This is a genomic window from Pseudomonas sp. ZL2 (assembly GCF_054788455.1).
On the sequence record NZ_JBGOGX010000065.1, the window covers coordinates 19,978 to 32,725 of the forward strand.

The 12,748-nt window shown below is 52.1% G+C and carries 12 protein-coding genes; all 12 read right to left on the minus strand.

The annotated features are described in order from the left end of the window. Nucleotides 1–45 precede the first annotated feature (45 nt). The 12 genes from ABM562_RS27420 to ABM562_RS27475 all read right to left on the minus strand — a co-directional run bounded on the left by ABM562_RS27420 (nt 46) and on the right by ABM562_RS27475 (nt 12,415). On the minus strand, nt 46–2,040 hold the full coding sequence (locus ABM562_RS27420; protein ID WP_346617559.1) for a polysaccharide biosynthesis protein: 1,995 nt from the start codon (nt 2,038–2,040) through the stop codon (nt 46–48). Nucleotides 2,041–2,149: 109 nt separating this feature from the next. Further along, nucleotides 2,150–3,169 (minus strand): MraY family glycosyltransferase, encoded by a 1,020-nt coding sequence (locus tag ABM562_RS27425; RefSeq protein ID WP_460423928.1) that lies wholly within the window; start codon nt 3,167–3,169, stop codon nt 2,150–2,152. Continuing rightward, nucleotides 3,166–4,128, minus strand: a complete 963-nt coding sequence (locus tag ABM562_RS27430) for a UDP-glucose 4-epimerase family protein (RefSeq protein ID WP_346617586.1) — start codon at nt 4,126–4,128, stop codon at nt 3,166–3,168. The genes ABM562_RS27425 and ABM562_RS27430 overlap by 4 nt, the downstream gene beginning before the upstream one ends. Before the next feature lie 49 nt (nt 4,129–4,177). Continuing rightward, a complete protein-coding gene (locus ABM562_RS27435) occupies nt 4,178–5,317 on the minus strand; it encodes a glycosyltransferase (RefSeq protein ID WP_346617561.1) in 1,140 nt (379 codons plus the stop codon). After that, nucleotides 5,314–6,291, minus strand: coding sequence for an NAD-dependent epimerase/dehydratase family protein (locus ABM562_RS27440; RefSeq protein WP_346617562.1), 978 nt, complete (start codon nt 6,289–6,291; stop codon nt 5,314–5,316). Before ABM562_RS27440 ends, ABM562_RS27435 begins: the two co-directional genes overlap by 4 nt. Next, nucleotides 6,288–7,355, minus strand: a complete 1,068-nt coding sequence (locus ABM562_RS27445; RefSeq protein ID WP_460423929.1) for a hypothetical protein — start codon at nt 7,353–7,355, stop codon at nt 6,288–6,290. The genes ABM562_RS27440 and ABM562_RS27445 overlap by 4 nt, the downstream gene beginning before the upstream one ends. Nucleotides 7,356–7,359: 4 nt before the next feature. Next, the gene (locus tag ABM562_RS27450; protein ID WP_346617564.1) at nt 7,360–8,235 is read right to left on the minus strand and encodes a glycosyltransferase; all 876 of its coding nucleotides are present in this window, start codon (nt 8,233–8,235) and stop codon (nt 7,360–7,362) included. Further along, complete coding sequence (locus ABM562_RS27455) at nt 8,235–9,497, minus strand: O-antigen translocase (protein ID WP_346617565.1); 1,263 nt, start codon at nt 9,495–9,497, stop codon at nt 8,235–8,237. The genes ABM562_RS27450 and ABM562_RS27455 overlap by 1 nt, the downstream gene beginning before the upstream one ends. Nucleotides 9,498–9,501: 4 nt before the next feature. Further along, nucleotides 9,502–10,623: a DegT/DnrJ/EryC1/StrS family aminotransferase gene (locus ABM562_RS27460; RefSeq protein ID WP_346617566.1), complete on the minus strand. Its 1,122-nt coding sequence runs from the start codon at nt 10,621–10,623 to the stop codon at nt 9,502–9,504. Continuing rightward, a complete protein-coding gene (locus tag ABM562_RS27465) occupies nt 10,624–11,556 on the minus strand; it encodes a GNAT family N-acetyltransferase (RefSeq protein WP_346617567.1) in 933 nt (310 codons plus the stop codon). After that, on the minus strand, nt 11,544–12,011 hold the full coding sequence (locus tag ABM562_RS27470; RefSeq protein ID WP_346617568.1) for a GNAT family N-acetyltransferase: 468 nt from the start codon (nt 12,009–12,011) through the stop codon (nt 11,544–11,546). The genes ABM562_RS27465 and ABM562_RS27470 overlap by 13 nt, the downstream gene beginning before the upstream one ends. A gap of 2 nt (nt 12,012–12,013) precedes the next feature. Next, nucleotides 12,014–12,415, minus strand: a complete 402-nt coding sequence (locus tag ABM562_RS27475) for a sugar 3,4-ketoisomerase (protein ID WP_346617569.1) — start codon at nt 12,413–12,415, stop codon at nt 12,014–12,016. Nucleotides 12,416–12,748 lie beyond the last annotated feature (333 nt).

Here is a 12,748-nt window from a genome sequence, read left to right on the forward strand (position 1 = left end):
GATGTTGCCTAAACAGCCACCGGCCATAGAACAGGCCACTGCCGATCAGGGCTCGAGGCGCCGCTGCTGATAGATCCAGTCGACAATTTCACCATCCGGCGTGTAGCCACTGACGGTTTCTCGCAACAATTGCCTGACTGTTCCATAGTCATCTGCGGAGACGGCAACAAGCAGGCTGGACAACTTCGACTTGAGCACTTCCCAGGACAGGTAGTCCTCATTGGCGCTCATGATCATTGGGTGCTGAGTCGCAACAACGTTATCGCCAATCAATAGTTCTTCATACAGCTTTTCACCCGGGCGCAGCCCGGTAAATTCGATGGCAATATCGCCGTGCGGGTTGCGCTCGGAACGCACACTCAGCCCAGACAAATGAATCATCTTCTCCGCAAGCTCGACGATACGCACGGGTTCGCCCATATCCAGAACAAATACATCGCCTCCTTGCCCCATCGAGCCGGCTTGAATGACCAACTGTGCGGCCTCCGGGATGGTCATGAAATAGCGAGTAATTTTCGGATGGGTAACCGTCAGCGGCCCGCCAGATTTGATCTGCTTGTGGAACAGGGGAATGACTGAGCCCGAAGACCCCAGCACATTGCCGAACCGTACCATGGTGAACCGCGTCTTATTGACTTGCGAAATTTTCCCATCATCGCCGAACAACACCGGCGCCAGCTCCCGACTCAATGCTTGCAGGGTCATTTCAGCAAGGCGCTTGGTGCTGCCCATTACATTGGTAGGACGCACAGCCTTGTCCGTCGAGATCAAGACAAAATTTGAAACGCCCGCCTGCAACGCAGCCTGGGCGGTATTCAGCGTACCAATAACATTGTTCAATACGCCTTCAGCAATATTGTGCTCAACCATGGGTACATGCTTGTACGCAGCGGCATGGTAAACCGTATCGACACGCCAGGTTCGCATCACATCGACAAGCTGCCCCTGATTGCGAATAGACCCCAGAATCGGCAGTACTCGCACCGGCAACGACTCACGAGCAACGCGCTGCTCAAGCTCGCTGAGAATGCTGTACAGGTTGTATTCACTGTGCTCGAACAACAACAAGGTTGTCGGCCCCAAAGTAAGAATCTGCCGACACAGTTCCGAGCCAATGGAGCCACCGGCTCCCGTTACCAATACAGCCTGGCCGACAATACAACGTTGCAACAGGTCAGACTGGGCCGGGACGGGGTCACGCCCAAGCAAGTCAGCAATGTCAACTTCCTGAATGTCATCGACTTTTACTCGACCACTGGCCAAGTCCATGAACCCGGGCACGCTACGCACGTGCAGCGGGAAGCCTTCCAGAAAACCCAGGATCTCGCGGCGGCGACCCCGCGTAGCGGATGGAACTGCCAACAGCACTTCCTGGGCACCTGTGACGTCAATCATTCGCTGGATGTTTCGGGGTTTGAAAACTTGCAAGCCGGCGATCGTGCGATCTGCAATTGAGCTGTCATCATCGATAAAAGCCACGGGACGCATCACCCGTCCGAGACGCAAGGCCGCAACTAATTGGTTACCAGCAGCGCCTGCGCCATAGATTGCAACCTTCGGCAATCCGTCGTCACGGTTAGTAAAAGGCACATGCTGGGTAGCAGCGAACCAATCACCCAAAAAGTACTGACGCATCATCAACCGCAGCCCACCTATCAGAATGAGGCTGAGCCACCAGTAATTGAAAATGATCGAACGAGGAACCACTGCCTGATGGTTGCTGTACCAATAGACAACCACCGCAAGGATCAACGATGAAAGGCTGACTGCTTTAACGATTGCGATCAGTGCGTCATTGCCGAAATAGCGCATGACCGCACGATACATACCGATGCGAACAAAAAGCGGGATGGCAATCACCGGCGCACTCAAGAACAACCAGAGGTGCTCGCTGATCGGATTGGACAGTTCTTCAATGCCTAGGCGAACGACAAACGCCAGCCATAGCGCGACCCACACCAGAAAAATATCAACCGTAACTTGCAGCAGACGCTTCTGCCGGCGAGGCAAGCCCAGCAAAAACGTTCTTACCTTATCCATGACCCCTTCCAAAACCTTCTCCTGTTGCTAAATCCTGAGCTGAATCTGCAAATGGTATCTTGTCAGATACGTGCCATAAAAACTTCAGAAAGGCTGATCACGTAGACTGTCAGCTAGCGTGTTCCTTCTCGCCTGCCTTGAATTTTACCGCCAACAGTACCAATGGCACATAAGCAATGACCACACCGAAGATAGCGTCCACGCCCCCCTTCACGACGACCACCGCCATGGGCAGCAACCAGAACAGGTTGATCGCAGTGATCGCCAGGGTCACCGGGCGGTGCTTGCCAAACTGACGAGACGCGTACTGATAAGCGTGACTGCGATGAGCTTCGTACACTTTATCGCCTCGCAGCAACCTGCGAGCCAGTGTGAACGTCGCATCGACGATGAAGCTGCCCAACAATATGATCCAGGCCCACAACAGACTTGGCTGGGCATTCATGGCATGCAAGGACAACAACCCGAGTTGCATACCTAGAAAACCGCTACCGGCATCCCCCATGAAGATTCGTGCAGGAGGGAAATTCCAGAACAGAAACCCTGCGACCGCCAATGCTAACAAGGCCGGCCCCCAGATCAGTCCAGGCATCCCTATCAGCCAGTACAGCACACAGCTGCCCAGACATACCGTGATAGCCTCCAGGCTAGCCAGACCGTCGATACCGTCCATGAAATTGTAAAGATTGAGCATCCAGACCAGATACAGCGCCGCAAGCACATAACCCACCGCACCCAGATCAAACACGCTGCCGAAAATCATCAGCGCTGGCGCAGCCTGAAGCCAATAGAGCCCCCACGCGGCAGCGGCAAAATGGCCGAGCAGCCGCCACCTCGCAGCGATATGGCCATGATCGTCAAGGAATCCAATGATCGCTACCAGGCCGCCTGCCCCCAGCGAGCCTACCAGCAACTCCAAGGAAACAAGTTCGAAACCATAGGCCACCGGCAATGCCACCAGAAACGCCAAAACGATCGCCACACCACCGCCACGAGGCGTTGGAACGGAGTGCGAGCTACGGGCATTGGGCACATCCATCAAGCTTTGCGAAATGGCGTATCGGCGTAAAGCTACGGTCATCAGAAACGAGAGGACAAGAACACTTAACAACAAAACCCAGTAGCTCATCTGCTCTTACTTTCCAGATAGTTTTGTGCGGTAACTTTCAAAGCATTTTCAAGGGTTACCGGCGGCACCCAATTCAGTAGGCTCTTGGTCTTTGTTATATCGACCTGAAGGGAGCCACACAAGCGCTGCGAAAGTGAGGCTTTGCCCAACGCTCGGGCCACCCATGAAAGCCAGGAAGCGGGAATCGGAACAAGCAAGGCCGGCTTTCCAAGCGCCTGCGCCATCTTCCTCAACAATTGAGTGGTGGACACATCTTCATCATCGCTGACAAGAAACGTTTGGTTTGCCGCCGCCGGATGAGAACAACACAGCACGATTAGATCGACGAGGTTTTCCACTGCGACCAGGCTGCGCTTGTTCTCTATCGCCCCGAACGGCAATGGGATGCGCTTGTCCAGCCAGACCATCATATTGCGGAAGTTCGCTTTGACCCCCGGCCCATAAACCAGCACCGGTCGGATGACCACAATCTCCATGCCCGTCTCTGCGCCAAGCGCCTTCAATTGCGTCTCGGCTTCTTGCTTGGAGACGCCGTAAGGGTCAATGGGGGCAGGCACGTCATCTGCCGTATATGGTCGACCACGCGCCGTTCCTTCGCCATTGACCTTGATGGAGCTGATAAACACAAAGCGTTTGACGCCAGCGTCGGCGGCGCGCCTGGCAAAGGCCAGGGTTGCACTCACGTTCACCTTACGAAACTCGGCCAGCGGGTCTGCGGCGACTTCATTCATGACATGCACGCGGGAAGCGCAATGGATTACAACATCGAAAGCCGGATCCTCAACAGGCCATGCCATAGGACTTGCAAGATCATCAAAAAGATGAGCCTGCACGCCATCCGGCAAAGACGAAAGTTGTTTCCTCAGTGCGGCCACGACCTGCACATCAGTGTCCAGGCCCAATCGCTTCAAGATGGCCTGACCAACGAACCCTGAACCACCTGTTAAAAGTACCCGCATCCACTCCTCCCAAGGTTTTCCATTATCACAGGCGAAATCAACGCCGCGATCAAACAACCGAGCGGATAAACACCTGCATTTCCCCAACGACCTCTTCTTGCGAGAAGTCTCGACGCGCTCTGTTCAGTGCGGAATTTCCCAGTCTATCACGAAGCTCGGAGTCACTATAGAGCCGCCCCAAGGCACGATGAATATCTTCGACATCACCAGGCTCATGGAAAACCCCGGTCACTTCTTCCTCAACTGCATCGGTCAAACCATAGATACGCGAGACCATGCTTGGCAAGCCGACCGCAGCGGCTTCGATAACCGCCGAGCCAAACCCCTCTCGATAACTTGGCATACAAAAGACATCAGCCATTGCCATGTAGCGCTCGGGCGTCGAAGTAAACCCTACACGATGGAAGCGCCCAGGCCGGGAGGCAAGCAACGCTGCGAGCTCAGGATCGATTCCCTCGTCATCTGGCCCGACCACGACCAGATGTGCATCCTCGTACCCCGCCCCCAACGAACTGAACGCTTGCCCGAGGTCAAGAACTCCTTTGGCGCGATTGACCCGACCAAGAAACAGAAACACCACGGACGATTGCGCAATGCCCATTTGCTCGCGTAGTTCTTTTCGAGTGTGTTCATCTGGTTGAAAACGCTGGACATCTACTCCGCAGATGGACCCCTTGCCCAACACCTGAATCTTCTCTGCTGAGGTAATCGCCGACTCGATGAGAAATGCGCGCTGAGAGTTGCTGTCAGTCAACAGGTGGGTGGCAGCAGCCGCCAGCAAGCGATCAAGGAACATCAACAACTTTCGCCCAAGCCCTTGTTTCGTGGCCCACACCTGACCCGTAAAAAAATGAATACGAGATTGTGTCCGCGAAAAGAATCCGGCCAGCATCGCCACCAGCCCCGATTTCGGCATCAATGACAAGACGCAATCAAAGCGCTGCGTCGACAAGAATCGCCACAACACGAAAAGGGATCGCAGGTCCTCAACGATCGAAATCTTTCTCTCGATGGAAAAGGACACAAACTTGACCCGATCACTTAACAACGCCGCGACATCCTCACGTGTGCCAGGGGAAAGCAGGGTAATATCATAGTTCTCAGACAACGCTTTGATATGAGCGCCCATGAAGACATGCAACACCATTGGGACGGTAGCGACAATGCAAAGCTTCTTACGCGAGTTCATACACTACTGTTCCGGTTGGACGATGCTCCCAGCAACTCGGCAATACTGTCCGGAATAGAGGACGTAAATTCAAATTGCAGATCGCTATGTATTTTGCTGCTCGAGTAGGTTGTGCGCTTGAGCAACGCATCGAGTCGTGCGTGGGTCAACGGTGTCGCACCTTTCGGCAGTACCGCAATAAGCCAACGAAACAGACCTGCTGGTAGCCGCAATGTTGGGTGGGCAACGTTATAAAAATCCGCGATTGCGTTTATCAGATCACGTTGTGGACAGTCATTGGAAAGAAGGTAGATCTGCTGCTGGGCTGCCTTGAGGGTACCGCACAGAATGAGGGCGCGGACTACGTCGTCGACGTGAACATAGGTCGCCACCGCGTCACCTTTGCCGAGGTAGAAGAATAACCGCCTTCTGACCATACTCGCCATCTGAAAGAACGAGCGATTTACCATTGAAGCACCAACGACATTTGAAGGTCGCAACAGGCTGAAGGTAAACCTGGCATCGAGACCCGCCAGCGAAACAACCAATTCGTCAGCGATTGTTTTGGTGACTTCGTACACCCCCAGTGGCGTAGGCAGAGAAGCCTCATCAATGCTTCGGTACTGGTCAGCAGGACCTTCGCCCGGCCCATAGGCACCGACACTACTCAGTTGCACCCAATGCACAGGGAGACCGGTTTTCTCGATATGTTTATGAACGAGATTGAGCAAATTTCGCGTACCGGCAACGTGCAAGGGGTACATTTTATCTGAATCATTGAGCTCACCGGCGCAATGATAAATGACGTCAACGCCCTCCAGTAGGCCCTGCGTTAAACTGAGTGGTTGAGTGAGGTCACCCTGAACACATTGCACGCCAGGAATGCCAACATCCTGTTGACGCGTTAGCGCAACAACCTCATCGCCACGCGCAAGCAAGGCACTGCTCAGGAGCCGTCCGATAAATCCATTGGCCCCGGTAACCAAGCTTCTCACATTGCCCCCTCAAGATAGGTACTGATCGACTTCAAGCCCATGAGTATTCCAGGACTCAACATCAAGAACAAAAACATCCTGCCCACCAGCAAACTCCTGGCCCACACCAGCAGAAAGCAAATAGGCAGCACAATGAACACCGGCTGCATGATACGCATGAGATCTTGATGCGACGAGGAACTGGTTAGTGACAGACCGACGAAAAACAAAGCTACTGCAAAAAAACAGTCCAGTATTGCAACATGGCGAGGCGAGAACGCCTGCAAAGCAATCAGTCGCCGGTACAGAGGTAACATGGCCAGGGTAAACAGGGCCACATAAATGTAGACATAAATGCCTGCACTGGTGCTGCTTGACCAATCGCCGTCTCCAGACACGATCGCTCGCTTGAGATAACCGACCAACATCGATGCAACCCCACCGGCACCAAACGCGGCAAGAAACTTGACCCCACGAGAGACACCGCCAATGCGGCGCATCAGGAAATCGAACATCCACACGACCAGAAACAAACCCAACCCTGAATAGTGCAGTAAAAATGCGACCGGCAGCAGGATAATTGTCCAAGGTGCGCGATTGATAACAAAAATCAGGAACACCAGGGTAAATGCCAGGTGCGACCGCCACACCCACAACACTGACGAATAAGAGGGATACCAAAACACAAATATAACAATGCTGAAAACGGCGAACCAAAAAATCTGCGCGGTGGTGAATCCATTCCGCCCTGCACACACTCGCGCCAGAACCACAAGCAAGAACATGACACTGAAGGTGCAAGCGAAGGCAAACGATTGCATGTCCGAGACCATCGGACCGAACACCGTGAATACCAGCAAGTAGATCGCAGGCTCGAGCTTTCCAGTCTCTGAAGTTAGACGAGCCAGAAAACCGGGAAGATCATCTGCGAGGAACAGGTTGTAGAAGTAATAATAATTCCGCGCATCGGTAATAGTTTCATTCGTTGCAACAATCAGCGATAGCAAATAGGCAGCCAGGCAGACAACAAAAAACACCTGCATTGCTAACAGACAACGGCTGAGGCTTTGCTTGGAAATCTTCACTACCTTACCACCGGACCATTAAATGCAAAAAACCTTGATAAAAGCGCATCTCTCTATAAGTCGACGACCTGAACAACAAGGGACCCAGGCTTTGCAACGCACTTTTTTTATTCAAACTTGCAAGATTGCGAAATCTTGAACAATCCAGCGCGGCCTTGGCCGAGGAAAACAAAGGATTGTCTTGATATGCCTGGATAATCCGCAGTTGCTCTGCATACATGACATCAACCTGCTTCCAGTTATTCGCTGGGTGAAGTCGGTACTCTGCCAGCAACACGGGTAGCACTTCCAAATAACGCCCCGCCTGCCCGGTCAGTTTCAACCACATATCGAGATCTTCCAGACGCGTCTCGACATTGAAACCGCCCTGCTCCTTAAGGGACGACAGGCGCATCAAACTGGCGGGTGCGGGCAGCTCTGCCTTTAGCAGAAAAACATCATCGAATGTGTAGGTCGATTGCCGCTTACGCTCACCCTTGCGGACCCCGTGCTCGTCAACGAGATAGATAGAACCAAAAACGGCAACGCATGACGGGTTTTTCTCAAGGTGCGCAACAAGAATATCGGTCTTGCTCGGCAATATCATGTCATCAGACGCTAACGCACAAAAATACTCACCTTCCGCCCACTCTATAGCTTCGTTGAGCGTGCGGGACAACCCCTTGTTCGGGCGACTGATGAACTTGAAACGAACAAACCGTTTCTCACACTCAGCCACCATTTGTGCCACACACTCAGCGGAAGCATCTTGCGAACCGTCGTCAATGACAATCAATTCTATATTATCGTAACGCTGGGCAATAATACTGGAGAGACAAGCAGTCACATAGGACGCATGATTGTATACAGGGACACACATACTTACCAGGGGACTACTCATCAGCTCTCTCTATCCGTGCGCAGATAAATTTTAAAGATAACGACATACATCACAACCAAGTACACCAGGTAATTCACTGCATGCGCCAATGCCACGCCGGAAAATCCAAATTTCTTCGTCAACACAACGGTCAACAGGTAAAAACTCAAAGAAAATAGAACCTCGGTTGCCACATACGTTTTCACCATCGGCTTGCTTAGCATGAGATACGCCATTGCCCAGCCGGCAATTTTCAGAAAATCACCAACCAGTTGCCACAAAAACAAATCACCGACCGGCATGAATTCTTTCGAAAACAAAAGAGCAATAACCAAATCGCGAAACAGGTAAATCAGTGCACAGCCCGCTGCGGTCACCGGCAGCATCAACTTGAACACCGATAATAATTCTTTGCGTATCTCCCCTTTCTCTTGCAGCGCTGACAATCTAGGCAATAGGTAAACACTGAGCGTGGTCGTCACCAACAGCAAATAGGCCGCACTCATGCGCCACATGGCCTCCCAGTAACCGGCCTCAACCCAACTGAAGTTATCGCCGAGGTACTGCCGAACGTACATGTGACTGAGGGGAACGCAGATAGCGGAAGTCAATGCCATCAATGTGTAATTGGACAGCTTGACAAACGCACTGCGCTCCACCCGCCCAATGAAATGCTGCCACCTGAACCAGCTTGACCTCAAACAGAGGACAACGGTCACAAAAAAGCTGAGCGATTGATACACTGCTAATGCGACCAAAGCCCCATAAAGCCCGAGACTCATCGTCATCAGCACGGTCACTAGAAGCGCAAACAGGCTACCGGCGATATTCGCCACGACATAACGAACAATTTCCTTCTTGCCATTGAGCACAGCCAGAAGCAACGCATTGAGCGTGAAAAATACCAAGGTGGCAGCAAACCAGATGAATACGTCACCCAGTGCTTCGTCCTTAAGTATCCACACTGCAAGATATTGATTAAACACCACAATCAACACAGCAGCCAACAACGCACCTAACAGTGAAACCGCAAAGGCTGTGCGCCAGACCTTGTACTGTTCCTGAGGCTGTTCCTGATACTCCGCCGTGTATTTTGTAACACCGGTATTTATCGCACCACTGGCGAACGTTGTTATCATCTGGACAGCGTTTTGAAACTGCCCTATGGCTGCATACCCTGCAGGCCCAACATAAATCGCAAGGACCTTGTTGATACCCAGTAGGGTAAGCATTTTGATAACGACTGCAATGCCATTCAATGCACTGGTTTTCAAAAGGTTCATTTGATCAGCCGATGCAAAACATATTACAGGCGTCGATAACTGTTTTTACTTCTTCCGCAGTGATGGTTGGACCGATTGGCAAGCTGAGAACTTCCTGGTGAATCGTCTCGGTTACCGGGAAGGAAAAGCCATTCATTTCGGGATACGCATCTTGTTTATGCGGCGGAATCGGATAATGGATCAGTGTATGCACACCTTTCTCGGCTAGGAACGCTTGCAGCTCATCACGTCGAGCGCAGCGCACGACGAACAAGTGCCAGACGTGCTCGGAGAATGTCACCGGTGCCACTGCGTCAGGAAGAGGCAGCTCGATGGCAGGATTCTTGATACCGTCCATGTACGCTTGGGCTACCTGACGGCGGCGACTGGTTTGCTCATCCAGATGATCCAGCTTCACGCTGAGCATCGCCGCCTGAATCTCGTCCAAACGACTGTTAACCCCCTGGAAGAGGTTCTTGTACTTTTCGTGCGAGCCATAATTTCGCAAGGCGCGCAGAGTTTGCGCTAGCTCATCATTATCAGTGGTAATGGCGCCCGCATCACCCAATGCACCAAGATTCTTGCCGGGATAGAAACTGAATCCGGACGCATCACCCCAGGCACCCGCTTTCTTCCCGGCAACAGAAGCGCCATGTGCCTGCGCAGAGTCCTCAAGGACCAGCAGGTCATGTGCCTCGGCCAAGGCCATGATGCCTTGCATGTCAGCGAGGCGACCATACAAATGCACCGGCAGGATCACTCGGGTTCGGGACGTCAATTTGCTCTTGATAGCCGCAAGGTCGATGTTGAATGTATTCACGTCGGGCTCGACCAAGACCGGAACCAGCTTGTTCTCGGTAACCGCCAGGATACTGGCGATGTAGGTGTTGGCCGGAACGATCACTTCATCGCCTTCCTGAAGTTTCCCCAGTTGCTTCCAGGCACGCAGTGTGAGGGTCAACGCATCAAGGCCATTGGCTACGCCAATCGCATGTTTCACGCCACAGTAAGCTGCAAATTTCTTCTCGAAACTCTCCAGCTCTTGACCATTAATATACCAGCCAGAATCAATAACACGGGCGCACGCCTGAACGAGATCGTCACGCACGCCAGCATTGACATCCTTCAGATCCAGAAAGCTAACCATTTAAAACTCCAATTTATAAAAATCGTGAACAATCGCCCGAGCACCAAAACCTTCTTTTTGCGCGATCAAGCCTTCATTAAGATGGCGCCCAGCATCTTCAGTTGAAATTCCAAAACTAAAGAATCGTCGATCTTTATATTCATTGGAAATCAATTGGTGAAGCAAGAAGTCTAATGCCCCCACCTGTCTTCCATTGTGACTGGCTGCCATATATTGAGTATGGACAGTGTCGCCAAAGTCGAAAACCAAGGTGGCCGCCAACAACTCGCCAGCGCCGTGCGCACCAAAAATCTTCAACTGTTGCGGAAAACGCGACATCAACAGCTCGAGCTCGGCCCTGGAGTGAACGGGTTGAGCACCAAACTTCATCAATACATCTGACAATAGCCCGTGAAAATCGCCTGCATCCACATTGGAAACAAAACTGACATCATTCTTCTCAGCTTTGCGAATGACGCATTTTCGAGAGTCGGAAAGCTTGGGAATTTTCGCCAACTCAATGACCGAGGAAACATCTCGGCGCACCAATTTTGCGCCCAACCGGAACAAGGCGTAAAGGTCCTCCTCCGCGGGATAGCGGGAAAACACAGCTGGGATACATTTATAGAGCAGCTCTTTCGCACCCTCTGCACGGTAATGCTCGATCAACAAGTCGAACACATCCAGTACGTTCTTGCAGTGCAACTCGTTCAAATAGATCAGCCCTGCATAGGTCAGGCCAGCGTGGCTATAGACCACTTGCCCTGTGCGGTTTGCAGGAAACACAGCGACAGGTTTGTTTTTTTTATACACAATCAGCGATGCATCTTCAAATCGCGCCTCATGGTATTTGAAGTAGTCAATCGTGTGTAAAAAGGTGCCGTTTTTTGAATTCACGACAACCTGATCCCAATCAGCCTTGAGCGCTGAGTCATACTTCTTTAACGAAAACACTTAGCATCCCCAAGCAAAATATCCATGACAAGATGGTCGTCGTAGGTTTCCACAACTGCGAAACCCATCTTGCGATAAAGCCCTATAGCTCTTTCATTGCTCGCACCCACCTTGAGGTACAGACGTGCAAGATGAAGGCGCTTTGCTTCTTCAAACATCTGGCTAACAATGAGGGTCCCCAGCGACTTGCCCCACAGAGACTTTTCACCGATATACCCCCAGTACTCCGCGCGCCCCGCATCAATATGCTTGAGCCCCGCAGCGCCGATGGCCTCGCCTTCGTACTGCAAGCCATAGATCCGATAATCCAAGCGCGTCGGAAGAGAGTCGAAAAAGGCCCGTTGCTGCTGATCTGTAAATTCAGGAGTACGCGTCAACAGCCTGATTTCAGGGTCACGCAGCCAAACACGACTTTTCTCCAGGAATTTCTCATCATAGGGAACCAGCGTTAGCATAACTAACCCCTTACCAGACTGACAAAGTCGCTGTAACTACGAATATAATCGTCTTCAATATAGTAATTACTGGCGACAACCATCAACACACACCCCTCACTGAAGTCATGCATCTCGCGCCACAACATATTACCCAGCAAAACCCCCTTTGCTGGCGAGTCAAGCGTCACACTTTCCCGGTGCTTACCATCATCAACAGTCAGCTTGAAACTACCGGAAAGGCAGATAATCACCTGCTGCAAATCCTTGTGCGCATGAAATCCGCGAGGCATGTTGGCATCCAGGCCGGTCATGTAATACACGCGCCTGATGTCGAACGGGATGTTCTTGGTACCCTCAAGAGAAACGAGGGCACCTCGGTCATCACCTATTGACTGAAACTCAATCCACTGCACCAAACTCATCGGCTCCCTCAACTTTCCTGTCAAATCAGGTAATCACGTCAAATCACTATCAAGGTCACGAAGCTCAATCTGCTGCCCACGTAGACACCGGCATCCCCCTTCGCGCGCCACCTGCTGCGATCCAATACCCTGACCCCAAGCAGCATAGTCGCAAGCACGGAAAGCAAATGATCGCAAGGGTGTGATAACAACACGCGCCATTCCGGTCGCTTGAAGTAAACGTAGCGGAGCCAATGGATTGTACTTGGCCGGAGCGGGAATGTTAAAGAAAACCGAATCCCGGTAGACGCCGCAGGGAGGTCGCGACCCCCTGCGGCTGACTTCCCTGCCGTG